Below are 25,860 nucleotides of genomic sequence, written 5' to 3' on the forward strand. Positions count from 1 at the left end.
GCCGCCGCAAACCCGGCGCCCGCCGCTTCAGGGGCTTATTCACCTGCCTGTTCGAGCAGCTCCTTCAGCCGATCCTCGCTCGCGGCGGCGTGGATACCCGTGACGGTTCCCTCGCCGTCCAGCAGGATCACGGTGACCTCTTCCGGAGTGTGCGGCATGAAGCCCGCGTCCTGTTCGGACTGGGTCACCGCCGTCGGGTATTCACGCGCCTGCATGCGCGGCAGCACGACGTTCTCCATCACGTGCGGCGGCATCTGGTGGATATCCGCGATGTAGATCACGCCGATCGCGTTGCGCTCTTCCTCGGTCATCTCGCCCAGCACGGCGTTGGCGATATCCGCCGGGGCCATCTCCACGGTCTTGAGGATGACGCGCGCATCGCCCGGGATCTGCAGCGGATTGCCATGCTGGTCGTTCAGCGTGCGCTCGGGAAAGGCCTCGCCCTCGACGACTTCGTCGGCCGGGGCGTCGGCGCCCCCGTCGCAGGCCGCAAGGAACAGGGTGGAGATGGCAAATAGAGCGGCAAGCAGGAGTACGGGCAGTCGAGTCATGGGGATTCCTCCGGGGCTGTGAATCAGGGCGCGCCGTGAACGGCCAGGCGCTCACGGCAGACGCCGCCGATGGTAACGCATCCATTGCCCCAGTAGACTGCGGGACGAATTTCCCGGGTCCTCTCGATGCTTCAGCCACTGATCAAACTGCTGCGTCCGCACCAGTACATCAAGAACGGGTTCGTCCTGCTGGGCGTCGTGTTCGCCCACGAGTGGGAACCGGCGATGCTGCTGGCAGCCGGGGTCGCCTTTGTCGCCTTCTGTGCGATCGCGAGTGCCGTGTATGTGCTGAACGACATCGTCGATGTCGGGGCCGACCGCCAGCACCCGGTCAAGCGCCACCGCCCCATCGCCAGCGGGGCGATCCCGGTCACGACTGCCTGGGCGATCTTCGCCACGCTGGTGGTGATCGCCCTCGTGCTGGCGGCCATGGTCAGTACCGGCGTGACCGCCCTGGTGCTCGCCTACCTGGTGCTCAACGTCGCCTACTCCTGGTCGCTGAAGCACATCGTGATCCTGGATGTGTTCAGCATCTCGGCGGGCTTCATGCTGCGCATCCTGGCCGGCACACTCGGCCTCGGGATCGAACCCTCGCAGTGGCTGTTGCTGTGTGGCCTGATGCTCACGCTGTTTCTCGGCTTCGCCAAGCGTCGCGCCGAACTGGCGGATACCGCCATCGAGCGCTCCCCGGAGCGCGAGGGCCCGCGCCGCGTACTGAATGACTACAGTGTCGGCCTGCTGGACCAGTTCATCGCGATCAGTGCGGCCTGCACGGTCCTGGCGTACGGGCTCTACACGGTCAGTGCACAGACGATCGACCTGCACGGCACGGATGGACTGATCTACACCCTGCCGTTCGTGATCTACGGCATCTTCCGCTACCTGTTTCTGCTGCACGCCCGTGGTGGCGGCAACGACACCTCGCGCGACCTGGTCACCGACCCGCACCTGCTCGCAACGGTTGCGGTCTGGCTGGGCGTCACCATCGCCGTACTCGCATGAGTGCGGTCCTGCTGTCCGGCTGGCGCATGCGGGCCGTGATGCTATCCGTCATCGCGGCCGTTGTGCTGTATCTCGGGGTTGCGCTGTGGGCGGGGGCCGCCGAGGTCTGGCATGCCCTCGCGCTGGTGGGGATTGGGGGCCTGCTGCTGGCGCTGTCGCTGTCATTGGTGAACTACTCGCTGCGTTTCACACGCTGGCAGCTCTATCTGCGCCGGCTGGGTCACCACGTGCCCCTGCGCAGGAGCGCCCACATCTACCTGGCGGGCTTTGCCCTGACCACCACACCCGGAAAGGCCGGCGAGGCCCTGCGCGGCGTACTGCTGAAGCGACGCCATGTTCCCTATCCCGACAGCTTCGCGGCCTTCGTCAGCGAGCGCCTGTCCGATCTGATCGCGGTCGTGCTGCTGTCGATGCTGGGCTTCACCCTGGTCGCCCAGGGTGGCTGGCTGATCCTCGCCGGGGCCAGTGCCGTGGCGCTCGCGCTGGTCATCCTGTCGTGGCGCCGACCACTCGCACGACTGCAGACGTGGACGGACCGGCCCGGCCAGCGCCTGTGGCGGACCTTTCATCACCTGGCGACCATCCTGCTGCAGGCCCGGCGCTGCCACCGCCCCACCCTGCTGGCCGGGGCGACCATTCTGAGCGTGGTCGCCTGGAGCGCGGAGGCGCTCGCCTTCTGGTGGATCCTCAACGCGATGGGTTTCGAGGCCAGCTTTGCCTTCGCCGCATTCGTGTTCGCGCTGGCGATGCTGGCTGGCGCGCTGAGCTTCCTGCCCGGCGGGCTCGGCGGCACCGAGGCCGTGATGGTCGGCCTGTTGCTGCTGCATGACATGCCTGCGGCCGATGCGGTCGCCGCCACCATGCTGATCCGCTTCACCACCCTGTGGTTCGCGGTCATCCTGGGCCTGATCGCCCTCGGCACCAACCCCGAGGCCCGCGGCCGCGAACACCCGGCAGAGCATCATGCGTAACCGATCTCCTGTAGGAGGCCAGCCCTCTGGCCGATCACCCATGACGAATCGGCCAGAGGGCTGGCCTCCTACAGTGCCGCGCAATCACGGGTATCTTGAGGACGCGCCATGACCACGAGCTGGAACCGCATCCCGCGTGTCGCGCACGCCGCCGAGGTCTCCCTGACCCGGCGCGGCCAGCCCCTGCCCGAGGCTTCGCACCCGCTGCTGGCCCACGGCCTCGGCCGCAGCTACGGCGACGTCTGCCTGAATCCCGGCGGGAGCCTGCTGCATACCCGCGACCTCGACCGCTTCATCGCCTTCGATCCCGATACGGGCCGCATCACCGCCGAGGCCGGCCTGACCCTGGACGACTTGCTACGCTTCGCGGTCCCGCGCGGCTGGTTCGTGCCGGTGGTGCCCGGCACGCGCTTTGTCACGCTCGGGGGCGCTGTGGCCAACGACGTGCACGGCAAGAACCACCACCATGCCGGCAGCTTTGGCGAGCATGTCCGCGCGCTGACCCTGCGCCGCTCGGACGGCGAATGCCTCGAAGTGACCCCCGACGGCACTGCCGACTGGTTCGCCGCGACCGTCGGCGGGCTCGGGCTGACCGGGCTGATCGAGACGGTCACGCTGCAGCTGATGCCCGTGCGCAGCGCCTGGATGCGCGCCTGGTCGCAGCGCTTCGACAGCCTGGACGAGTTCTGGGAGCTGGACGCCCGGGCCGAGCGCGAATGGCCTTACACCGTCGCCTGGATCGACTGCCTGAACCCGGGCCCGCGCGGCGAGATCGGGCGCGGCATCTACAGCGGGGCGCGCCACGCCACCACCGCACCACCACGCGACCGATACCGGGAGCCCCGCCGTGCGATCCCCGTCGATCCGCCGGTGTCGGTGGTGAACCGGGTGACCCTGCGGCTGTTCAACCAGCTTTACTACCGCCAGCCCGTGCACCCGACCGCACGCGTCGTCCATCACCTGCCCTGGCTCTTCCCGCTGGACGCGATCCGCCACTGGAACCGTATCTACGGGTACAAGGGCTTTTACCAGTACCAGTGCGTGCTGCCCCCGCATGCGCAAAAGGACGGCATGCAGGCGTTGCTCGATGCCGTGGCCGCCAGCGGCCAGGGCTCGTTCCTCGCCGTGCTCAAGCGCTTCGGGGACCGCGCGGGGCCGGGGATGCTGTCGTTCCCCCGACCCGGCGCGACCCTGGCGCTGGATTTCCCCGATCGCGGCAACGAGACCGAGCACCTGTTCCGGCGCCTGGACCGCATCGTGCAGGAGGCCGGCGGCGCGCTGTACCCGGCCAAGGACGCGCGCATGCCACCCGAGTTGTTCCGCGGCGGCTTTCCCCGCTGGGAGGAGTTCGCTAGCTTTGTCGACCCCGAATTCTCCTCCGGCTTCTGGCGCAGGGTAACCAAATGAACCGTTTGCAATCCGTCGTGATCCTCGGCGCCACCTCGGCGATCGCCACCGCCGTCGCGCGCGAACTCGCCGAACACGGGGCCCGACTGTTTCTGGTCGCGCGCGACGGCGAGCGCCTGGAGCCCCTGCTGCAGGATCTGCGGGTACGCGGCGACGATGCCTCCGCCACACGCATCCTCGGCACGACGGCCGACCTGGCGGACATCGACACCCACGCGGATGTGTGGGCGCAGGCCCAGGAGGCGCTGGGCAGCAACATCGACGCCGTGCTGCTGGCCTGGGGCACGCTGCCGGATCAGGACGCCTGCAACGCGTCGGTCGCCACCACGCTGGAGGCGATCCATGTGAACGGCACCAGCGCCATCGCCTTCCTGGCCCGCATAGCACCCGACTTCGAGCAGCGCGGCCGTGGCGTGATCGCCGCCATCGGCTCGGTCGCCGGCGACCGTGGGCGCCAGAGCAACTACGTCTACGGGACCGCCAAGGGCATGCTGGCTACCTATCTCCAGGGGCTGCGCAACCAGCTGTTCTTCAGCGGCGTGGATGTGGTCACGATCAAGCCGGGTTTCGTGCGCACCCCGATGACCGAGGGCTTCAACCGCGCCGGTGCGCTGTGGGCGGAGCCCGAGACCGTCGCCCGCGGGATCGTCAAGGCCATGCGCCGCGGCCGCGATGTCGCCTACCTGCCGTGGATCTGGTGGGGCATCATGACCGTGATCCGCCTGATCCCCGAATACCTGTTCAAGCGCCTGAAGCTGTAATGACGGCGCCGCAACGCATCGTGCTGTTCGACTTCGACGGGACCCTGACCCGACGCGACAGCCTGTTCCCGTTCTTGCGCTTCGCTCTGGGTACGCCGCGCTTTCTCGCGACCCTGCCCGGGTGCCTGCCGACACTGGCGGGCTTCGCACGCGGGCGTATCGCCAACCAGGTCGCCAAGGAGGCCGTGCTCCAGCGGATGATCGGCGGCGCGTCGCTCGAAGATCTGCAGGCCCGGGGCCGTGCCTTCGCCGATCGCGTGCTGGACCGCCTGCAGCGGCCGGCCGGCATGGAACGCCTGCGCCACCACCAGGCGGCCGGCGACACCTGCGTGCTGGTCTCGGCCTCGCTGGATCTGTGGCTGCGCCCCTGGGCCGAGCGCCACGGCCTGGCTGACGTGATCTGCTCGCGCCTGGCGGTCGACGATCACGGCCGCGTCAGCGGGCACCTCGACGGCACCAACTGCCAGGGCCCGGCCAAACCCGCCGCGATCGCCAGCTGGCTGGGCCGCTTCGACCCGGACACGCCCCTTGACCTCTACGCCGCCTACGGCGACAGCGCAGGGGACGAACCCATGCTGCAGATGGTCACCACGGGTTATCGGCTGCGCGGCGGCCGCTTCGAGCCGGTCCAGGCGGGCACGGCCTCGGCATGAGTGCCGATCGCCTGCCTCCCGGCGCGCCCTGGCTCGTGCGCCACTACGGCGCGGTGCTGCTAACCGCCCTGGCCGCCAAGATCCTGATCGCCTGGACCCTGCCGATCACGGGCGACGAGGCGTACTTCCTGATCTGGGGACAGAACCCCGATCTCGGCTACTACGACCACCCCCCGATGGTCGGCTGGTGGCTGAGCCTGGTGCTCGCGATCTCGGACCACCCGCTCGCGATCCGGGCACTGGGGATCGCCGTATCCATGGCCCCGGCCCTGCTGATCCTTGCACTGTGGCACCGGCAGGACCCGGTCCGGGCGCGGCTGGTCTCGCTGATCGCCCTGTTCATGCCGCTGCTGTTCATCGCGGTGCTGACCGCCACGGACACCCCGCTGCTCCTGTTCGGCCTGCTGGCCACCGGTCTGACCTGGCACGCGCTGCGCACCGGGCGTCCCGGCTGGTTCCTGCTGGCCGGGATCGCGCTGGGGCTGGCCTTCCTGTCGAAGTACTTCGCGGTGCTTCTCGGGATCGCGCTGGGGCTGCACATCCTGCTGTTCGCGCCGCGCCACTGGCGCGGACTGCTGCTGATCATCCTCGGCGTCGTGCCGGCGGTGGCCCTGCACCTGTACTGGAACTGGGACAACTGCTGGTACAACGTGATGTTCAACATCGTGAACCGGCATGGCGGCGACGGGATCGACCCCGCCAACCTGCTCGCCTACGCGGTGATGCTGGTCTATGTGTTCACCCCCTGGCTGCTGTGGTTCATCGCCCGCGAGTTCCGCGAACTGGGTCCCGGCATCCGTGAACATCGCTTCGGGGTTTTCCTGAGCGCCGGGCTGATCCCGCTCGCGGTGTTCGCCCTGCTGGCCCCGTTCAAGAGCATCGGCCTGCACTGGCTGGCGGTGTTCGTGCCCTTCCTGCTGCTGCCCGCCCTGTTCCTGAGCACCCGCGCGCTGAACATCAGCGCCTGGCTCTCGGCCATCCTGGCCGGCCTGCACGCGGCCGTACTCCTGACCATCGCACTGATGCCCGTGGAATGGCTGAAGGATCACGAACACTACCCCGATGCAGTGTTCTATCTGGCACCGCACTCGGTGGCCGACGCCGTGGGGGACTACGGTCCGGAATGGCACTTGTTCACACGCAGCTACTCCCGCTCGGCGGTGCTCGCCTACTACACAGGGCGCGACGTCGGTGTGTTCGGCCAGGGTTCCCACTACGGCCGCCAGGACGACTTGCTCACCGATTTCCGTGATCTGGACGGCGCCGACCTGCTCTACATCCCGAGCCGCGGCGATCTCGACCCGGAACAGATGGAGCCCTTCTTCGACGCGGTCCATGTGCAGGAGGTGACCATCCGTGGCGTCGACTGGTCTCTCGCGGAAGGCCGCGGATTTGACTACCGCGCATATCGCGACGAAGTCCTCGATCCGGTGCTCGAGCGCTACTACGACTTCCCGGACTGGCTGCCCGAGGGCCGCTGCGCGTTCACCGAGCGCTACTCAAGGCGGTAGCAAACCCACACGTTGACCATGGGTTCGGCAGCCCGGATACTGTCCATTGTCACCGATCCAGGGCACCCAGGGAGGGGGAAGCGATGATCATCTCCGAGGCTGCGATCGCCACCCGCCGGCCCCCGCCGAACGCGAGCCCTCGCTGGCGCGGGTTGCTCGCCGCCATCGCCGTACTGTTGCCATTGCTGCTGGCGGGCTGCGCCGGTTCGGAGGAGCCGCCCCTGCGAGTGGCCACCATCCCGTGGATCGGCTACCAGCCCCTCCACCTGGCAGCCGACCGGGGTGAATTTCGCACCGAGGACATCCGCCTGGCCCGGTTCGCCTCCAATGTCGAATCCCTGCGTGCGATCCGCAACGGCAATGTCGATGTCGCCGCCCTGACCCTGGACGAGGCCCTGCTGCTGCGGGCCGACGGCCACGACATCCGGGTCATCCTGCTGCTCGATTACTCCCACGGGGGCGACACCATCCTGGCCCAGCCGGGCATCACCCGCATCACCGATCTGAAAGACCGGCGGGTCGGGGTGGAGAACGACGCCGCCACCGCCTACCTGCTCGCGCGTGGACTGGAATACGGCGGCCTGGATCGAGAGGCGATCCAAATCGTCCGTGTCGATGCGGGACGTCATGCAGAAGCCTTCCGGGACCAGGAGATCGATGCCCTGGCCACCTTCGAACCCATCCGCACCCGACTGCTGAAGGACGGTGCGGAGGAGCTGTTCGACAGCACCAAAATCCCGGGCGAGATCGTCGATGTACTGGTGGCCCGTCGCGCGGCGCTGGACGAGCACCCCGGGCACCTCCGAAAACTGGTCAACGGGTGGTTCAGTGCCTTGAACCATCTCGATGCCGAGCCGGGCCCGGCACGCACACGCATGGCCGCGAACAGCGACCTGAGCGAGGACGAACTCGAAACCGCGCTGTCCGGGGTTCGTTTCCCTTCGCGGACAGAGAACTGCGAGGCCCTCGCCCGCAGCGGCGAATCCCTGCGCAGCACGACCCAGCGTCTGGCCGACCTGATGCTGGGACAGGGGTTGCTGGAGCGGCAGGTCGATCTGGACCGGCTGTTCGATGACCGGGTCCTGCAGGCGTCGGGTTGCCCGGAAACGGCAGGCGGCTGATGCGGCAGGGGATTTATCGCTTTCCGATCAACACGACGCTGCCGGTCTTCCTGCTTGTGGCGGCGCTCATCCTGGGCACGGTTTACACCGTCACTCTGATCCAGAATCAGCAGCAAACCATCCTGGAAAACGCCGAACGCGAGCTGGGCACCGAGGTCAGCCGCCTGCAGCGCATCGTCCAGCACCATCTGGCAGACAACGGCACAACCTCGCTCCAGGAAGAAATCGCGGCACTCAATGTCGATATCCGAGTGCGCATGGCCGGCGTGATCGATGAACACGAACGCCACGTCGCCGCACTGGATCGCGCAGAACGCGGGCGATCCCTCGACAGCACCCTGGCCGGCGAGCCACTGGTGGCGCTGGCCGGTCCTCTGCGCGACACACTGGACGATGCCCGCCACCGGCGCGCAGCACAGGTGCGCTATGTCGAGACCGAGAACACACTGATCGCCGCTGCTCCGCTGCAATTCAGCGGCCCGGCGGTCGAACTGGGCCGGAGCCCGGCCGGGGCGGTCATCCTCGCCTGGGATCTGTCCTATCCATTCCGGCAAGCCCGCGCCGCGGCCCTGAACTCGGCGCTGGCGCTGGCGCCGTTGATCGCTGCGGCCTTCGCGGGACTGTGGTGGCTGCTTTATCGGATGCTGGGGCAACGTCTGAGCCGGCTGACCCGGACAGCCGAGCAGATCGCCGGGGGCGAACACCACCAGCGTACAGGACTGACCGGGCGCGACGAGATCGGTCGCCTGGCGCGGGCCTTCAACCGCATGGCGGACAGCCTTGTGGAGGAGCAGGAACACCTGCGGGACAGCGAACAACGCCTCTCCCTGGCCCAGGAGTTTTCCGGGATCGGCACCTGGGAGTGGCACATCGACAGCGGTGCAGTGATCTGGACCCGCCCGACGTTCCGGCTGTTCGATCTGCCGGAGGACGATACGGAGGTCACTTTCGAGCGCTACCTGGAACGGGTCCATCCCGATGACCGTCCACGGGTACAGGCCGCGGTAGAGCAGACGCTCGAGTACGGCACGGCCTACAGTATCGAGCACCGGGTGGTAACCGGGAATGGCGACCAGCGCTGGCTGCTCGGCCGTGGTGACGTGCTCCGCGATGACATGGGCAACCCCCGTCGCATGTACGGGATCGTGCAGGACATCACCAGCACCAAGCGGGCCGAGGAGGCGCTGTTCCGCGAGAAGGAGTACGCCCAGGTCACCCTGGCCTCCATCGGTGACGGCGTCATCACTACCGATACCCGGGGCCGAGTGACCTTCCTCAACCCGGTGGCGGAGTATCTCACCGGCTGGAGCACTCGGGACGCCACAGGCGAGCCCCTGACCCGCGTGTTCGACATCCTCAACGAGATCACCCGCAAGCCGGCGATCAATCCGGTCGAGCGCTGCCTGCAAGAGGGCCGGATCGTCGGGCTGGCCAACCACACCGTGCTACTGCGAACGGACGGGCAGGAATTCGCGATCGAGGACTCGGCCGCCCCAATCCGGGACCGCGACGGCCAGATCGTGGGCGTGGTGCTGGTATTCCACGACGTCACCCAGGCGCGCGAACTGGCTAACCAGCTGAGCTGGCAAGCCACCCATGACGCCCTCACCGGGCTCCCCAACCGTCACGCCTTCGAACAGCGCCTGGAACAACTCGCCCGGTATCCAGAGAGCCAGAAGGGGCACGAGCAGCACACCCTGCTGTACATCGACCTGGACCAGTTCAAGGTCGTGAACGATATCGCCGGCCATCTGGCGGGGGACCAGATGATTCGCCAGGTCGGCGAGCTCATGCTGGACCAGATTCGCGAGTCCGACCTGCTGGCCCGTCTCGGGGGAGACGAGTTCGGCATCATCCTGACCTACTGCGACATCGCCCACGCCGAACGGGTGGCCAACGCCATCCACACGGTACTGGACGAGCTTCGCTTTGCCTGGGAAGACCGCGTGTTCCGCATCAGCGCCTCGATCGGCATCATCGAATTCCACCCCGGCCGACACAGCCTGGACCAGCTGCTGGCGGATGCCGACATCGCCGTATACGCGGCCAAGAACGCCGGCCGGCGGCGCTCGCACATCTTTCGCCCGGAAGACCAGGAACTGCAACAGCACCGTCGCGAAATGGACTGGGCCACACAGATCTCGGATGCGGTCGAACAGGGACGCCTGGTGCTGTTTGCCCAGAAGATTCATCCACTGGCGGAGCCCGACTCCGCCGAGCGACCACCCGGCCTCGCCTTCGAGGTCCTGGTGCGGCTGCGCCACGAGGATGGACAACTGATCCCGCCCGGGGTCTTCCTGCCGGCAGCGGAACGCTTCGACCTGATCACCATCGTCGATCGCTGGATTATCACCCGAACATTCTCCATGGTCGCCGACTACCTCCGCGAACACGGCCCCCACACCATCAGTCACTGCGCGGTCAATTTGTCCGGCGCGACGCTGAGCGACGAGAGCCTGCTCCCGTTCATCAAGAACCAACTCAGCCTGAACCAGTTGCCCGGCGAGATCTTTTGCTTCGAGGTCACCGAGACCGCGGCGATCTCGAACCTGCAGGCGGCGATGCGGTTCATCCGCGACCTGCGCACCATGGGCTGCCGCTTCGCGCTGGATGACTTCGGCTCGGGGCTGTCATCGTTCGCCTATCTCAAGACGCTCCCGGTGGACTATCTGAAGATCGACGGCAGCTTTGTGCGCAATATCAGCACCGATCCTGTGAACCATGCGCTGGTCAGCAATATCAACGACATCGGCCACCTGCTGGAGAAGCAGACCATCGCCGAGTTCGCCGAGGATGAACTGACCATCGCCCGCCTGCGGGAACTGCGGGTGGACTTCGCACAGGGATATGGCCTGCACCGTCCGCAGCCACTAGACGAACTGCTTTCCCAGACGCCACCCCCGTGACTCCATCCGAGTGACGCGGTTTTCGGACCAGCCTGCCCGCAAAATTTGTTCGCCTCAGGGAACGCCGGACGGGCGGCGCGGTCTCGAGAGGTCACAACGATGGTTGCCCGCGGGGGTGCCATTGGCCATTCTGTACGATTGACCACACGTTCCGGAGCACACTGAATGTATATCCGCCCCCTCCTCTCGGCCCTGGTCCCGGCCCTGCTTTTCGCCCTGCCCGGCCTGGCGCTGGCCCAGCAGGCCGACCCCCAAATGGAAGAGCAGATGCAGCAGCAGGAGCCGGAGACCACGACCTACCAGGACTGGGAGGTCGCCTGCATCGAGACCCAGGGCGGCGAGCGCTGCCGCATGCAGCAGACGCTGCAGATCCAGGACGAGCAGGCGCAGGGCGCCTACCTGCAGGCCTCGCTGTTCCGCGATGGCGACAGCTACATCATCGAGATCCTGCTGCCGCTGGGTGTGGACCTGCGCCCCGGCATTCTGATGCAGGTCGACGAGGACGGCGAGGAGATCGAGGCCCCCTACATCGCCTGCGTGGAGCAGGGTTGCGTGGCCGGGCACGAACTGACCGACAGCCAGTTCAACGCGATGCAGGGTGGTCGGGCACTGACGGTCGGCTTCTGGCCGCTGCATGGCGAGCAGCCGCTGGCCTTCGATGTCTCGTTGATGGGCTTCACCGACGCCAGCGAACACCTCTGAGCCGGCCCTTGGCTGAACCATGCGGGCCGTTACAATGGTCCGTGTGGCAACGCACAGGGACGCATCCGGTCGGGCCGGCTTGAGCCGGGCCCGCACACGCTGGCGGCGGGCAGCCTGGACTGCCCTGGCCGCCGCTGTGCTGTGGTGGATACTGGCCGGCCTGGATGCCCTGCTGGAACCCCTGGCGCTCCTCGCGGTTCTCCTGGCAGGCGCCGCCAGCCTCGTTCTTCCGACCAGCCGTCCGCTCTCGGTGCGGCCCCTGGCCATCCCGGGCCTGATCACCTACTTCCTGCGGGCCTCGTTTCTGGGCGGTATCGACATCGCCCGGCGTGCCCTCGATCCGAAACTGCCGATCGCTCCCGACTTCATCGAATATCGCGCGGATCTCCCGCACGGCCCGCCGCTGACGCTGTTCATGGCGGTGCTCAGTCTACTGCCGGGGACCCTCAGCGTACGCCTCGAGGGCCGATTGCTGACCGTGCATGTCCTGGATCGCCACAGCCACCCCGAAATAGCCCTGCGCGAGCTCGAGAAACGCATCCACGCCGCCTTCGAAGACCCGCGCCGGCAATCATCAGAGGAGACGCCATGACCACCTTCTACCTGGTTGCCGCGATCTTTCTGCTGGCAACGATCCTGCTCGGCCTGATCCGTGTGCTGCGTGGCCCCGGCTCTGGCGATCGCATGCTGGCCGCGCAGTTGTTCGGCACCACCGGTGTCACCATTTTGCTGCTCCTTTCGATGACACTCGAGACCCCGGCGCTGGTCGACGTGGCCCTGGTATTTGCGTTGCTGGCGGTCGTAGCCGCAGTCGCATTCGTCCGCCAGCATGGTCTCCCGGAACCCTCGGGGACGCCCATCCACCAGCGTCACGGTCAGAAAAAGGACCCGGACGATGATCGCTAACACCCTGACCGTGATCCTGATCCTCGCCGGGCTGGTGTTCTTCGCGGCCGGGACGGCCGGGCTGCTGCGCTTCCCGGATGTCTACTCCCGCCTGCACGCCCTGACCAAGGCGGACAACGTCGGCCTGGGTCTGGTGATCCTCGGCCTGATGCTCCAGGCGGGGGGTCCGGCGGACATCCTCAAGCTGTTCCTGATCTGGGTGCTGGTCCTGGCGGCCGGCACCACCGCTGCGCACATGGTCGCGCAGCGCACCTGGACCCACGGGGAATTCGAGTCCGATCGATGAGCGACCTGCTCCTCGTCGTCTTCGACCTGGTCCTCCTGGTCGGGCTCCTCGGGGTGGCCTGGCGCTGCCTGGCAAGTACCGACCTGTTCCGCGCGGTGGTGCTGTTCATCACCTTCGGGCTTTTACTGGCGCTGGCCTGGGTCCGCCTGGAGGCTCCCGACATCGCCCTGGCCGAGGCTGCGATTGGTGCCGGTATCACCGGTGCCCTGCTGCTGGTCACGCTGGAGCGGCTGCGCAGCATCGTGGTCGAGCGTCGCCGCGGGCAACCCGACGAGCCACCCGATCCCGCCGGCGCCGATGCCCTGCTCCATGCCCTGCATGATCCCCCGCCCGCCCGACGGACCTTTATCCCGGCGCTGACCTTTGCCCTGGTGGTGGGCGGGCTCATGGTCACCGCGCTGTGGCACCAGCCGGACGCCGTGGGGCTTGAACCGGTGGTGGATGAACACATGGATGTCTCGGGAGTCGATCACCCGATCACCGCCGTACTGCTGAACTTCCGCGCCTACGACACCTTCCTGGAGCTGGTGATCGTGCTGATCGCGCTGCTCGGGGCCTGGTCACTGGGACGCTACGACCGCCTGCCGGCGCGCCCGGCACCCGGCCCGATCCTGCCCGGGACCCTCCGGCTCCTGGTGCCGGTCGCGATTGTCACGGGCGTGTATATCCTCTGGGCGGGCAGCCATGCGCCGGGCGGTGCATTTCAGGCCGGGGCGATCCTCGGTGCTGCCGGCATACTTCTGGTCCTTGCGCGCCCGCGTGACCTCCCCATGGCCCCCAGCTCACCGCTACGACTGGGGCTGGCCGCAGGCGTCACCTTGTTCCTCGCGATCGGTATCGTCGGGCTGTTGATCGGGCCGGGGCTGCTTGGCTATCCGCCCGCATGGGCCTATCCCCTGATCATCGTGATCGAGGTTGCGGCCACGCTGTCCATCGCACTCACCCTGGTGGCACTGTTCATCGCCGGACGCCCTGCTGGAGACGATCGCTGATGGAGTGGCTCGCCCAGCAACTGGCGCCGGGGCTGATCTATCCCACAGCCGGCGCAATCCTCTTTGCGCTGGGGTTGTACGGGCTGATCCGCCGCCACCACCTGGTACTGCGCATCCTTGCGCTGAACATCATGGGCTCCGGGGTCTTCATGGTGCTGCTCGGCATTGCCGCGCGTGGCGAGGGTCCACCGGATCCGGTGGCGCAGGCCCTGACGCTGACCGGCATCGTGGTCGCGGTCAGCGCGACCGCCTTCGCCCTGGCGCTGGTCGTGCGCCTGACACGCATCACGGGGCAGGCGGTGATGCTCCCCGGCCCACCGGACGATCACGCGCCGGTGGACGACATCTCGCGCGAGGAGCATGCCCCCTCCGCGGAATACGACCGGGGGCATCGCGAATGAACGAAGCGGCCCCTGCGATGCTCCCGCTGGCGATCAGCGGCCTGGTGGCCCTGTCCCTGGCGCTGGCCATCCTGGCCACCGTCTGGCCGCGCCAGGCACACCGGATCGGGGGCTACGGCGCAGTGGTCGTCACCGCCTCCGTGCTGGCACTGAGCGCCCTGTTCCTGGCCGCGGGGCCCGAACCCGAGTCCGCCGCCACGCGCGTGGCACTGGGCGGCTGGGAGGCCCCGCTGGGGCTGATGCTGCACCTCGATGGCCTGTCGATGACGCTGCTGGTTCTCACCGCCGTGGTCGGGCTGGCCACCAGCCTGTACAGCCTGGGCTACGTGCACGACCCGATCGAACGCCGCCAGTTCTGGCCTCTCTGGCTGTGGCTGTGGGCCGGGCTGAACATGCTGTTGCTGTCCGGTGATGCGTTCAACCTGTACATCACGCTGGAGGTGGTGTCGCTCTCGGCCGTGGCGCTGGTGGCATTCACTGGTACCGCAGCCGCCGTCTCCGGGGCGATGCGCTATCTGCTGGTCAACATCCTCGGCTCGCTCAGCTTTTTGATGGGGGTCGTACTGCTGTTCGGAGAACACGGCGTGCTCGATCTGGTGTTGCTGGAGGCCCGCACCGAGATCGGCCCCACCGAGCGCATGGCGGCGGTACTGATGACCGCCGGGCTGATGGTGAAGGCAGCCCTGTTCCCGCTGCATGTCTGGCTCGCCCCGGCACACGGCTCCGCCCCGGCACCCGTCAGCGCGGTGCTCTCCGGTCTGGTGGTCACCGGCTCGTTCTACCTGATCCTGCGCCTGTGGATGGGGCCCTTTGCCCCGCTGGCCACACCGGCGTTCGGCATCCTGGTGGGTCTGCTCGGCGTGGCCGCGCTGGTCTGGGGCTCGGCCCAGGCCCTGCGCGCGGGGCGGCTGAAATCCATCGTCGCCTACTCGACGGTGGCCCAGTTCGGCTATCTGCTGATCGCCTTCCCGCTGATGCTGGTGGACCCCGAGGCGTGGAAGGTGGTGGTGTTCTTCGCCGTCGTCCACGCCCTGGCCAAGGCCTCCGTCTTTCTTGCCGCCGGCACGCTGCAGCACGCGGCCGGTCATGATCGCGTGGCCGAGATGGGCGCGATCCTGCGCGCGCGCGGGCGCACGGTATTTGCGCTCGGGCTGGCTGGGGTAAGCCTGATGGGCCTGCCCTTTACCGGCGGCTTCATCGCCAAGTACCTGCTGCTGGAGGCGGGCCTCGGCACAATCCTGGCGGGCAGCCTGATCGGCGTGCTCTGGGTAGTCGCAATTGCCGGGGGCGGGCTGCTCGCTGCCGGCTACGTGCTGCGCATGGTGGCCCCGGCCTTTCACCACGGGCCCCAGGACGCCGGCGAGGCGGTCTCGCCCTGGATGGACTGGGTGCCCCTGGGGCTGGCCGTCGTCGCGGCCGCCGCCGGGTTCGCCGGCACCCTGACCCTGCACACCCTGACACTGACGCCGGGGGCGCCATGAGCGACGGCGGCTGGCTGCTCCTCGCCATCCTGATGAGTTCGCTGGGCCCGGGCCTGGCGATCTTCTTCCTGCCCGAACGGCGCTACGGGCTGCGGACCCTGCTGAACCTCGGCGGCTCCGGCACCAAGCTGTTGCTGGTCGGCTGGCTGCTGCTGGGCGTCCTGCGCGGCGACGAATACCACTTCAGCGTGCCCCTGCTGCCGGGGATCGACTTCGTGCTTGCGGCGGATGCCCTGTCGCTGCTGTTCGCCACGCTGTCGGCCGTGCTGTGGTTCGTGACCACGGTCTACGCGATCGGCTATCTGGAGGGATCGCCTCGGCGCAGCCGATTTTTTGGGTTCTTTTCCCTTTGCATCAGCGCCACCGTCGGGATCGCGCTGTCGGGCAACCTGATCACCCTGCTGATCTTCTACGAGCTGCTGACGCTGGCCACCTGGCCGCTGGTGGTGCACCGCGGCACGCCCGCCGCCCTGCGCGCCGGACGGCTGTATCTGGCCTACACGCTGACCAGCGGGTTGGTGCTGTTCACCGCGATTGTCTGGCTGACCCTGCTGGCCGGGGCCGAGTCCTTCGTGCCAGGCGGCTACCTCGGCGACCTCGCGACCACGCACGAGACTGCGCTCAAGGTGCTGTTCGTGATGCTGATGATCGGGTTCGGGGTGAAGGCGGCTTTGGTGCCCCTGCACTCCTGGCTGCCGATCGCGATGGTCGCACCCGCGCCGGTGAGCGCCCTGCTGCACGCGGTCGCGGTGGTCAAGGCCGGGGCCTTCGGGATCGTGCGAGTGGTGAATGACGTCTACGGCGCCGAGGTCGCGATGGAACTCGGGCTCGCCGCGGGGCTGGTGGTGGTCGCCGCGATCACCATCCTGTACGGCTCGATCCAGGCCCTGCGCACGGACGACCTGAAACAGCGGCTGGCTTTCTCCACCGTCAGCCAGGTCTCGTACATCGTGCTGGGGATCGCGCTGGCCGGGCCGCTGGGGGTCATCGGCGGGCTGGTGCACCTGGTCCATCAGGGGATCACCAAGATCACGCTGTTCTTCTGTGCCGGCAACTTCGCCGAGACCCTCGGCATCCACAAGATCAGCGAGCTCGACGGCGTGGGCCGGCGCATGCCGCTGACCATGCTGGCCTTCACCCTGGGCGCCCTGGGCATGATCGGGCTGCCGCCGCTCGCGGGCTTCGTGACCAAATGGCATCTGGGTCTGGGGGCGCTGGAGGCCCAGTTCCACTGGGTACTGGCGGTGCTGGTCGCCAGCGGCCTGCTCAATGCCGCGTATTTCCTGCCGCCCGTGATCCGCGGCTGGCTGGGCGAGCGACGCACGCCCTGGCACGAGCATCTGGTCGAGCATAGCGGCCCCACGCGCTTCGAGACCCACTGGATGCTGCTGTTCCCGACGTTGTTCGTCGCAGCGCTGAGCCTGCTCGGCGGTCTCCTGGCCGGGATGAGCCTGAGCCCGCTCGACTGGGTGACCCTGATCGTGGAACGCGACTACTCGATCCCGGGGTTCGCACCATGAACGCCGTCCTGTGGCTCGCGATTCCCCTGATCCCGCTGCTGCTGGCGATACTGATCGGGTTGCGGCCGCACCGGACCCGCTTCAACCGCTGGGTCCCCTGGGCGGCGTTCCCCGGGCTTGTGCTTGCGGCGTTTGGCGGCGAACTCGAGCCTGCCGCGCTGGACTGGCTGATGCTGAACACCCTGCTGGGGCTCGATCCCCTGGGACGCGCCTTCCTCGCGCTGACGGCGGGGCTATGGCTGGCCGCGGGACTTTTTGCGCTGGGTGACCGCCAGGACGATCCCCTGCGCCATCGCTTCTACGCATTCTGGCTGCTGGCACTCTCCGGGAATCTGGGCCTGGTCCTCGCGCAGGACGCCCTGAGCTTTTACCTGTTTTTCTCGCTGATGAGCCTGGCGGCCTATGGCCTGGTGGTGCACTTCAATACCGCGGAGGCCTGGCGGGCCGGGCGCATCTATCTGATCCTGGCGGTGGTCGGCGAGATCCTGCTGTTCGCGGGCTTTGCCATGGCCATCCACGAGGCCGGTGGCGATACGCGGCTGGTCGCGATCGCCGAGGCACGCCCCGAGGGCTGGGGGCTAGCATTGCTGGTGCTCGGTTTCGGCATCAAGGCGGGCATGCTTCCCCTGCATTTCTGGCTGCCACTGGCCCACCCGGCCGCACCGGTCGCGGCCAGCGCCGTGCTGTCGGGGGCGATGATCAAGGCGGGCCTGCTGGGCTGGCTGCGCGTATTGCCGCTGGACGAGACCGGCCACGCGGTTCTGGGCGAGACGCTGGTACTGCTGGGCCTGTCGGCGGCCTTCCTCGCCGCGCTCGCCGGGGTCCTGCAGTCGCGTCCCAAGACCATCCTCGCGTACTCCAGCATCAGCCAGATGGGGCTGATGACGGCAGGGGTCGGACTGGCACTCGTCCTGCCCGATCTGCGCGCCTGGCTGCTGATGGCCGTCACCCTCTACGCCGTGCACCACGGCTTTGCCAAGGGTGCGCTGTTCCTGGCCGCCGGGATGACCACACAGCGCCCGGCGACCGGCGCGGGCCGTCTGGCCTTTTTCCTGTTCGCGGTGTTGCCAGCACTGGCCCTGGCCGGGATGCCGATGACCAGCGGCGCACTGGCCAAGAACACCCTGAAAGACCCGCTGTACGACGCGGACCTGGCCGGCTGGATGGCTCATACGGAATTCGCCCTGACACTGGCGGCCGCCGGCACGACCCTCCTGATGCTGCGTTTTCTCTGGCGCTGGCACCAGGTGCAGCAAGACGCGGAGACACCCTCGCGCGCGGACTCCCGCCGCTGGTGGGCCTGGGGCGGCCTGGCGGGCATGTCGCTGGTCTTCCCCCTGCTGGGGGTGGCGGTCGCCCCACCGGAGCAGGTCCCGACCTGGGTCGTGCTGACGGGCCTGAGCCTTGTCTGGCCGATCGGCGTAGGTCTGGTCCTGGGGCTGCTGGCCTGGCGATCGCTCCGCGGTCGCGATCGGCCATGGCTCCAGGAGGGCGATCTCGTCGTGCCGCTGGAGTGGCTCGCGCACGCCGCCCAGCGCCTGTGGAACAGCCGCCCCGCACGGATCGGCGACGGGCGCCACCCGGCGCGCCTGCGCTGGATGCGGTACCGGCTGCGTGAACGCCTGGAGCTGGCCGAGCACGTACTCACGCGCTGGGAGACGATTGGCCTGCTGTTCGCCGCCGCGATGCTGGGACTCTACCTGACCCTCTGGGCCGGTTAAGGAAGCACACAAAAAAGGCCGGCCCGAAAGGGCCGGCCTGATGGCCTCCGGTTGCCCGATCAGTGCTGATCGAGGAAGTCGGCGGTGAAGTCCACCACGTCATCGGCGAAGAAATCGCGGAAGAAGTGATCCGCACCATCGACCGTTTTCACGGTGATGTGCTCCTTGTCCTCGACCGCATCCATCCGCTCGGGCAGATCCGCCACCACGTCATCCTCGGACCCGATCACCACGAGCGTCGGGGTCTGGATGCCGTCGATCACGCTGGGCGTATCGTGAACGGGGGCGGGATCGTAATAACTCAGGAACACATGCGGTGCGACGTCCAGCTCGCCACATTGCAGAAAGCGCACACCTTCCAGCATGGAGCCGTCACCACGATCGTGCTTCTCCTGGGCGCGGGCCAGTACTTCACCCAGTGGTTCGTCGGCCTGCTCTTCGTAGTCCGCGGAGGCCTTCTCGGCGTCGAAGGTGGACGGGGCGACCACGACCATCGCCCGGATGTCGTCCGGGTCGTGTTCGGTCAGATAACGCGCCACCTGGTTACCGCCGCGCGAGTGCCCGAACAGGGTGACCGGGCCATAGCCCTCACCCTCCAGCCATTCCTGCCAGAGGGCGAGCTCCTTCAGGTGCTCGTCCACACCATGGTGAATCGGCGCATCACACTGGAACATGCCCTCGCGCCCGTCGATCCCGTAGCTGAGGTTGATGGACAGCGTATTGTGGCCCCGGTCGGCCAGTCGATCCTGGGCCGCCTGCATGATCTCCATGCGGCCATGGGCCAGCGTGCCGTGCAGCATCAGCACCACACCGTCCTCGGGCGAGGCACCGGCCCCCTCCTGGAAATGACCGATCAGGGTCAGGTCGTCATGTTCCAGCGTGACCTTCTCGGCCGCGAACGCCGGGGCGGAGACCAGGGCAGCGGCCGCACAGGCCGCAGTGATCCATGAATACCGCATCGCAATCTCCTTGGGTCGGGTTTGGAGTCATTCTAGTAATCCCGCGAATGACTAGACCATCGCAGAACAGGAATAATTCCCGATACGAACTCTGCTTATGGCATACGCCGCTGCGCCCGACCCAATCAGCGCTTGCCGGGACCAAGAGACAACACGAAGTGCCACGGACATTTCCCGCACCGGTCACCGCCTGTAACCTGAAGGACCAATCCCCGCTCCGGACGCCCCTGACCACACCATGAGTGCCGAACAGCCCCTGACCCCGGATTCCACTGCGCTCGATGCGCTGGCGGCCGCCATCGAGGTCCTGCAGCGGGAGCTGCCCGCGGATCGCCTGATCCTGGAGGCGCACGAGCGCCGCACCTACGAATGTGACGGGCTGTCCGCCTATCGCCAGACACCCGGCGCGGTTGCGCTGCCACAGACGCGAGAGGAACTGCTCACCTGCCTGCGGGTGTGCCGCGAGCACCAGGTTCCCATCATCCCCCGCGGGGCAGGCACGGGGCTCTCGGGCGGGGCCCTGCCCAGTGCCATCGGGTTGCTGCTGTCCCTCGCACGTTTCAATTGCATCCTGGAGATCGACGCCGACAATCGCTGCGCGGTCGTGCAGCCCGGCGTCCGCAACCTCGCCATTTCCGAGGCCGCGGCCCCCCAGGGCCTCTACTATGCCCCGGACCCCTCCTCCCAGATCGCCTGTTCGATTGGCGGCAATGTCGCCGAGAACGCCGGCGGCGTGCACTGCCTGAAATACGGCCTCACGGTACACAACGTACTGGGGCTGGAGATGGTTACGCTGGATGGCGAGATCATCCGCCTGGGGGGCAAGACCCTGGACACCGCGGGCCCCGACCTGCTGGCGTTGATGATCGGCTCCGAGGGGATGCTCGGGATCGTCACCGAGGTCACGGTGCGCCTGCTGCCCCGTGCGGAACGCACCCAGGTCCTGCTGGCGAGCTTCGACGAGGTCGAGGCCGCCGGGCGCGCGGTAGCCGGGATCATCGCGGCCGGACTGATCCCGGCCGGCCTGGAGATGATGGACAACGCCGCGATCCGCGCAGCCGAGGACTTCGTCCATGCCGGCTACCCGGTGGATGCCGCCGCGATCCTGCTGTGCGAGCTCGACGGCACCAATGCCGAGGTCTCCGAGGACATCATGGTGGTGCGCCGCAAGCTGCTCGAACTGGGTGCCACCGAGGTGCGCACCGCGCGCGACGCACAGGAGCAGGCCCTGTTCTGGGCCGGGCGCAAGGCCGCGTTTCCGGCCGCAGGCCGGATCTCGCCGGACTACTACTGCATGGACGGGACCATCCCCCGTCACCAGCTCGGAACCGTGCTCGAGCGCATCAATGCGCTGTCGCGCGAGCACGGACTGGGCGTATGCAACGTCTTCCATGCCGGCGACGGCAACCTGCACCCCCTGATCCTCTACGACGCCAACCAGCCCGGCCAGCTGGAAACGGCCGAGGCCTTCGGGCAGCAGATCCTGGAGCTGTGCGTGGAGGTCGGCGGGACCGTGACTGGCGAACACGGCGTAGGGGTCGAGAAGCTCGACGGGATGTGCGTGCAATTCGCCCCCGTCGAGCTCGAGCAGTTCCACCGGCTGCGACAGGCCTTCGACCCGCTCGGCCTGCTCAATCCCGGCAAGGCCGTGCCGACACTGGCTCGCTGCGCCGAGTTCGGGCGCCAGCACGTGCATGGCGGCCAATTACCGCATCCTGACCTGCCGCGCCTTTGAGTAACCACAGACCAATACTTCCCGGAACGCCTTTCCACAATTGGGAAGAAGAACAAAGATCGCGTGGCATCGAAACACTACCCTTGGGTTAGCCATCCAGCTTTCCCATGCGTTGCCCATGATGCGCTCCCAGGACTGGCGACGACAACACCGAGGACCCGTTCAACCAGGGCGTGGACAACACCCTGCGCCTGCTGCGCCAGATCGCCCCGCTCGACACCTGGATGCTGACACGGGTGGAAGGGAACGACCAGATCGTGGTGCGCGCGGACGACCACGGCTACGGCATCGAGGCCGGCACGGTATTCGACTGGAGCGGCTCGTTCTGTATCCGCATGCTGGAAGGCCGCGCGCCCCGCATCACACCGGATGCCGCAAGCGAACCGGCCTACGCCGAGGCACTAAAAGCCCTCGCGGCGGCCGGTGACGAGACACCGATCAGCAGCTATATCGGCTATCCGGTGCGCGACATGGATCACCAGTTGTACGGCGTACTGTGCGCCATTCACCCGGAAAAAATGGATATCTCGCCCGCCGAGCAGGACGAACCGATCCAGGCGGCGGTAGGCGCGCTCGAGGCCCTGCTACTAATGCGCCACCAGATCGACTCGCTCGAACGCGAACGCGAAGCCCTTGTTCTCGAGGCACACACCGATACCCTGACCGGCGCCTACAACCGTCGCGGCTGGACCCTCGCGCTCGCGGCCGAGGAAGACCGCTGTGCCCGCCACGGCCTCCCGGCCGGTGTCGTCATGATCGACCTGAACGGGCTAAAGACCCTCAACGACACCGAAGGGCACGAGGCCGGCGACCGCCTGATCGCCACAGCCGGGCGCACCCTGCGCGAGACCGTGCGGGAAGTCGACACGGTGGCCCGCCTCGGCGGCGACGAGTTCGCGGTCCTGTTCCCCGAGACGCCGATCGACTACCTGCCCGATCTGACCCAGCGCCTGCGCACGGCACTCGAGCGGGCCGGCGTGTCCGCCTCCCTCGGCGCCTCCGCACGCGAGGTCCAGGGCGACCTGCCCAGCGCCCTGACCCGCGCCGATCAGGCCATGTACGCCGACAAGCGCGGTCAGCGCTCCCCTTAGGTTAGGGAAGCGATCCAGGGAAACAGCTCGCGGAATCCAGCTTGCCGCCGAGGGACACGCTGCCCGGCGGGTGTCGATCGTTTACCATGCCCGTTTTAGCCGCTCGTTCGGACAACCTAGCGAACCCCGAGGCCCCTACATGAGCAAGACCGTCACTCTGACCGACAACACCACCGGCAAGAGCATCGAGCTGCCGATCCAGGAAGGCGCCCACGGCCCCAACTGCATCGACATCCGTGCGCTGTACAAGGAGCTCGGCTACTTCACCTATGACCCGGGGTTCATGTCCACGGCCAGTTGCCGCTCGGATGTGACCTTCATCGACGGGGACGAAGGCACCCTGCTCTACCGTGGTTACCCGATCGAACAGCTGGCGGAAGAGAGCACCTATCTCGAGGTCTGCTACCTGCTGCTGAACGGCGAGCTGCCCTCCTCCGACGACCTGCACGACTTCTCGCGCATCATCAAGGAACACTCGATGCTGCACGAGGCGGTGCGCCGCTTCTTCGACGGCTTCCGTCACGATGCACACCCGATGGCGATCATGGTCGGCGTGGTGGGCGCGCTGTCGGCCTTCTATCACGACAACGTCGACGTGCATAACCCGGAACATCGGCGCATCGCCGCGCACCGGCTGATCTCCAAGATGCCGACCATCGCCGCCTGGTCGTACAAGTACGCCCACGGCCAGCCGTTCATGTATCCGGACAACAACCTGTCCTACACCGCCAATTTCCTGTCGATGATGTTCGGCGTGCCCAGCGAGCCCTACCAGCCGAACCCGGTGTTCGTGCGCGCGCTGGACCTGATCCTGATCCTGCATGCGGATCACGAACAGAACGCCTCGACCTCCACCGTGCGCCTGTCCGGCTCCTCCGAGGCCAACCCGTTTGCCGCGATCTCGGCCGGCATCGCCTCGCTGTGGGGCCCGCTGCACGGGGGCGCGAACGAGAAGGTCGTGCGCATGCTCGAGGAGATCGTGAACTCCGACAAGAGCGTGCAGGACTTCGTCGCCCGGGCGAAGGACAAGAACGACCCGTTCCGCCTGATGGGCTTCGGCCACCGCGTGTACAAGAACTACGACCCGCGGGCCAAGATCATCCGCAAGATGTGCCACGAGCTGCTGGCCGAGATGGGCGACATGGGCGCCGACAACCAGCCGCTGTTCGACGTCGCGATGGAACTGGAGCGGATTGCGATGGAGGACGACTACTTCATCGAGCGCAAGCTCTATCCGAACGTCGATTTCTATTCCGGCATCATCCTGCGCGCGATGGGCATCCCGCTGAACATGTTCACCGTGATCTTTGCGCTCGCCCGCACGGTGGGCTGGATCTCGCACTGGAACGAAATGATGCAGGACCCGGAATCGCGCATTGGCCGCCCGCGCCAGCTCTACACCGGCCACCCCTCGCGCGAATACATCGCGATCGAGGAACGCTAGAAACGTTCTAGGGAAACACTGATCAATGTACACGCTCGCGCTCGAGTCGCTTTTGCGTGCGAACAAGGCGCGGTGACTGCCGTGCAGTCATTCTGCACAAGGGAGCCGCAACGCCGTTCCCGCGCCCGTTTTTGATCAACAACGGGCGGCCGAGCCCCTTCGGGGTTGGAACCCCAGGTTCCCCGATCCTGCGTTGCGCCGCTTGCGGGTAGAACCACTACCCACTGCACGACGCGCCTTGTCTCGGAAAACCTGGGGTACCAACGCGAGCGTGTACATTAATCAGTGTTTCCCTTGGCGCTCCCCTTCCCTTGCCGTGCGACTGCGCCAGTGCTATCTACTGGTTAGATGACGGACACAAGGGAGGGACCGTCCATGAATCTCGATCGCTTTTTCCTGGTCTTCGCCGGGATCGTCGTGCTGATCAGTGCCCTGCTGGCCTGGGCCGCCAGTGGGTGGTGGCTCTTGCTGACGGTGTTTATCGGCGTCCATCTGATCCAGTCTGCCTTTACCGGTTTCTGCCCCCTGGCCATGGTGCTCAAGAGCCTGGGCATGAAGCCGGGCGAGATCTTCCACTGAACCGACCAGTTCCGACACGTGCACGGGCCCATTGATCGATGGGCCCTTGTATTTCTGTGTCCGCGGGCCCATATTAGATTTGTCTAATAGATAAACCGGGAGGAACCCCATGAGCATCGATCGCATTGTCCTTGCCTTCGCCGGCACCGTCGTCATCCTCAGTGCCATCCTGGCCTGGGTGTTCAGCCCCTGGTGGCTGCTGCTGACCCTGTTTGTCGGCTTCAACCTGCTGCAGTCCGCGTTCACCGGCTTCTGCCCGCTGGCCATGATCCTGAAGGCCATGGGCGTCAAGCCCGGCGAGGCCTTCAGCTAGGCCGGCCATACGGCAAGGCCCGGGCATCATGCCCGGGCCTTATTGCTTTCAGGGCCTGCAAAACGCCCCGCCCTGGAGCACAATGGAGGGGCACCCAAACCCGCCTCCCACGATGCTCTCGCTGATCCCGCGTCTGTTCCAGCGCGCCCCCGAACCCGACACCGAGGCCCGCCAGTGGGTCCGCGCCGTGACCCTGTGGGCGCGACGCCAACCCGCCTGGGCGCGCCCGCTCGGTCAGGCCCACCTGGTCCTGCCGATTCGCGAGCATTTCCCCGGGCAGGCGGATACCCGCCACGGGATGGCGCAGATCGTGTTCGACGCCGTGTGCAGCCATGCCGGCTTTGCCGACGGCCCGTTTCGGCTCGCGCAGCCGGATGACCTGCTGGATGACCCGGTGCCGATGGGCTCCTGGGGCCATGCGCCCCGCCCCGAATCCATTCCGATCCCCTACGACCCCCGGCTGGTCGGCGAGAACGAGGCCCTGATCGGCCACTTCGCCCGCGAGATCGCGCTGAGACTGCTCCCCACCGCCGCGGAACCCGCCCCCTCTCAGGCAGGCAACGAGGGGCATGTGGCCGAACTGCTGGCCACACAGATGGGATTCGGGGTGATGCTCGCCAACACGGCCTTCCACGTACGGGTCGGTGGCTGCGGCTCCTGCAGCGCCCCGAGCGCGGAACGCCAGGCCTCGCTCGGGCGCGACGATCTCGTCTATGCGCTGGCCCTGTTCTGCTATCACCAGGGCATTGCCCCGGGCCGGGCCCGAACCTTCCTCAACAAGCCGCTGCGCCCGGTGTTTCGTCAGGCCACGCGCAGCCTCGCACGACAAGCCAGCTCCCCGGCCTAA

25 protein-coding genes are annotated in these 25,860 nt (G+C 67.2%); 23 read left to right on the forward strand and 2 right to left on the reverse strand.

Annotated elements, in window-relative coordinates:
* Positions 1-35: 35 nt before the first annotated feature.
* Positions 36-551: a hypothetical protein gene (locus tag C995_RS0105940; protein ID WP_018864049.1), complete on the reverse strand. Its 516-nt coding sequence runs from the start codon at positions 549-551 to the stop codon at positions 36-38.
* Positions 552-677: 126 nt separating this feature from the next.
* On the opposite strand from C995_RS0105940, the gene C995_RS0105945 reads away from it, so the two are divergent.
* The 17 genes from C995_RS0105945 to C995_RS0106025 all read left to right on the forward strand — a co-directional run bounded on the left by C995_RS0105945 (position 678) and on the right by C995_RS0106025 (position 18,892).
* Complete coding sequence (locus C995_RS0105945) at positions 678-1,553, forward strand: decaprenyl-phosphate phosphoribosyltransferase (RefSeq protein ID WP_018864050.1); 876 nt, start codon at positions 678-680, stop codon at positions 1,551-1,553.
* Positions 1,550-2,524, forward strand: coding sequence for a lysylphosphatidylglycerol synthase transmembrane domain-containing protein (locus tag C995_RS0105950; RefSeq protein WP_018864051.1), 975 nt, complete (start codon positions 1,550-1,552; stop codon positions 2,522-2,524). The genes C995_RS0105945 and C995_RS0105950 overlap by 4 nt, the downstream gene beginning before the upstream one ends.
* Before the next feature lie 108 nt (positions 2,525-2,632).
* Complete coding sequence (locus tag C995_RS0105955; protein WP_018864052.1) at positions 2,633-3,931, forward strand: FAD-binding oxidoreductase; 1,299 nt, start codon at positions 2,633-2,635, stop codon at positions 3,929-3,931.
* Positions 3,928-4,692 (forward strand): SDR family oxidoreductase, encoded by a 765-nt coding sequence (locus C995_RS0105960; protein ID WP_018864053.1) that lies wholly within the window; start codon positions 3,928-3,930, stop codon positions 4,690-4,692. The genes C995_RS0105955 and C995_RS0105960 overlap by 4 nt, the downstream gene beginning before the upstream one ends.
* Positions 4,692-5,345 (forward strand): HAD family hydrolase, encoded by a 654-nt coding sequence (locus C995_RS0105965; protein ID WP_018864054.1) that lies wholly within the window; start codon positions 4,692-4,694, stop codon positions 5,343-5,345. The genes C995_RS0105960 and C995_RS0105965 overlap by 1 nt, the downstream gene beginning before the upstream one ends.
* Positions 5,342-6,856, forward strand: coding sequence for a glycosyltransferase family 39 protein (locus tag C995_RS0105970; protein WP_018864055.1), 1,515 nt, complete (start codon positions 5,342-5,344; stop codon positions 6,854-6,856). Before C995_RS0105965 ends, C995_RS0105970 begins: the two co-directional genes overlap by 4 nt.
* Positions 6,857-6,939: 83 nt before the next feature.
* Positions 6,940-7,977, forward strand: coding sequence for an ABC transporter substrate-binding protein (locus C995_RS0105975; protein ID WP_018864056.1), 1,038 nt, complete (start codon positions 6,940-6,942; stop codon positions 7,975-7,977).
* A complete protein-coding gene (locus C995_RS0105980) occupies positions 7,977-10,883 on the forward strand; it encodes an EAL domain-containing protein (RefSeq protein ID WP_018864057.1) in 2,907 nt (968 codons plus the stop codon). The genes C995_RS0105975 and C995_RS0105980 overlap by 1 nt, the downstream gene beginning before the upstream one ends.
* A gap of 165 nt (positions 10,884-11,048) precedes the next feature.
* The gene (locus tag C995_RS0105985; protein WP_018864058.1) at positions 11,049-11,585 is read left to right on the forward strand and encodes an invasion associated locus B family protein; all 537 of its coding nucleotides are present in this window, start codon (positions 11,049-11,051) and stop codon (positions 11,583-11,585) included.
* A gap of 34 nt (positions 11,586-11,619) precedes the next feature.
* A complete protein-coding gene (locus tag C995_RS0105990) occupies positions 11,620-12,177 on the forward strand; it encodes a Na+/H+ antiporter subunit E (RefSeq protein ID WP_026278978.1) in 558 nt (185 codons plus the stop codon).
* On the forward strand, positions 12,174-12,491 hold the full coding sequence (locus tag C995_RS0105995) for a monovalent cation/H+ antiporter complex subunit F (protein WP_018864060.1): 318 nt from the start codon (positions 12,174-12,176) through the stop codon (positions 12,489-12,491). The genes C995_RS0105990 and C995_RS0105995 overlap by 4 nt, the downstream gene beginning before the upstream one ends.
* On the forward strand, positions 12,481-12,777 hold the full coding sequence (locus C995_RS0106000) for a monovalent cation/H(+) antiporter subunit G (RefSeq protein WP_012982413.1): 297 nt from the start codon (positions 12,481-12,483) through the stop codon (positions 12,775-12,777). Before C995_RS0105995 ends, C995_RS0106000 begins: the two co-directional genes overlap by 11 nt.
* A complete protein-coding gene (locus C995_RS0106005) occupies positions 12,774-13,769 on the forward strand; it encodes a hydrogenase subunit MbhD domain-containing protein (RefSeq protein ID WP_018864061.1) in 996 nt (331 codons plus the stop codon). Before C995_RS0106000 ends, C995_RS0106005 begins: the two co-directional genes overlap by 4 nt.
* Complete coding sequence (locus tag C995_RS0106010) at positions 13,769-14,170, forward strand: Na+/H+ antiporter subunit C (RefSeq protein WP_018864062.1); 402 nt, start codon at positions 13,769-13,771, stop codon at positions 14,168-14,170. The genes C995_RS0106005 and C995_RS0106010 overlap by 1 nt, the downstream gene beginning before the upstream one ends.
* Positions 14,167-15,651 carry a complex I subunit 5 family protein gene (locus tag C995_RS0106015; protein ID WP_018864063.1) on the forward strand — a complete coding sequence of 495 codons (1,485 nt, stop codon included), beginning with the start codon at positions 14,167-14,169 and terminating at the stop codon, positions 15,649-15,651. Before C995_RS0106010 ends, C995_RS0106015 begins: the two co-directional genes overlap by 4 nt.
* Positions 15,648-17,171: a complex I subunit 5 family protein gene (locus tag C995_RS0106020; RefSeq protein WP_018864064.1), complete on the forward strand. Its 1,524-nt coding sequence runs from the start codon at positions 15,648-15,650 to the stop codon at positions 17,169-17,171. Before C995_RS0106015 ends, C995_RS0106020 begins: the two co-directional genes overlap by 4 nt.
* Positions 17,168-18,892, forward strand: coding sequence for a complex I subunit 5 family protein (locus C995_RS0106025; protein WP_018864065.1), 1,725 nt, complete (start codon positions 17,168-17,170; stop codon positions 18,890-18,892). The genes C995_RS0106020 and C995_RS0106025 overlap by 4 nt, the downstream gene beginning before the upstream one ends.
* A gap of 59 nt (positions 18,893-18,951) precedes the next feature.
* Here the strand turns inward: C995_RS0106025 and C995_RS0106030 are convergent, their stop codons facing one another.
* Positions 18,952-19,851 (reverse strand): alpha/beta hydrolase, encoded by a 900-nt coding sequence (locus tag C995_RS0106030; RefSeq protein WP_018864066.1) that lies wholly within the window; start codon positions 19,849-19,851, stop codon positions 18,952-18,954.
* Between the two features lie 238 nt (positions 19,852-20,089).
* Between C995_RS0106030 and C995_RS0106035 the strand changes: the two genes are divergently transcribed.
* From C995_RS0106035 to C995_RS0106060, 6 genes are all read left to right on the forward strand, one after another.
* Positions 20,090-21,586 carry an FAD-linked oxidase C-terminal domain-containing protein gene (locus C995_RS0106035; protein ID WP_018864067.1) on the forward strand — a complete coding sequence of 499 codons (1,497 nt, stop codon included), beginning with the start codon at positions 20,090-20,092 and terminating at the stop codon, positions 21,584-21,586.
* Positions 21,587-21,759: 173 nt separating this feature from the next.
* A complete protein-coding gene (locus tag C995_RS13570; protein WP_018864068.1) occupies positions 21,760-22,677 on the forward strand; it encodes a sensor domain-containing diguanylate cyclase in 918 nt (305 codons plus the stop codon).
* Between the two features lie 139 nt (positions 22,678-22,816).
* Positions 22,817-24,121, forward strand: coding sequence for a citrate synthase (locus tag C995_RS0106045; protein ID WP_012982404.1), 1,305 nt, complete (start codon positions 22,817-22,819; stop codon positions 24,119-24,121).
* 375 nt (positions 24,122-24,496) lie between these two features.
* Entirely contained in the window at positions 24,497-24,700 is a 204-nt protein-coding gene (locus tag C995_RS0106050) for a DUF2892 domain-containing protein (RefSeq protein ID WP_018864069.1), read from the forward strand.
* 109 nt (positions 24,701-24,809) lie between these two features.
* Complete coding sequence (locus C995_RS0106055) at positions 24,810-25,013, forward strand: DUF2892 domain-containing protein (RefSeq protein WP_018864070.1); 204 nt, start codon at positions 24,810-24,812, stop codon at positions 25,011-25,013.
* Between the two features lie 112 nt (positions 25,014-25,125).
* Entirely contained in the window at positions 25,126-25,860 is a 735-nt protein-coding gene (locus C995_RS0106060; RefSeq protein ID WP_018864071.1) for a hypothetical protein, read from the forward strand.

Source organism: Thioalkalivibrio sp. ARh3, from assembly GCF_000377265.1.
GTDB classification, from domain to species: domain Bacteria; phylum Pseudomonadota; class Gammaproteobacteria; order Ectothiorhodospirales; family Ectothiorhodospiraceae; genus Thioalkalivibrio; species Thioalkalivibrio thiocyanoxidans.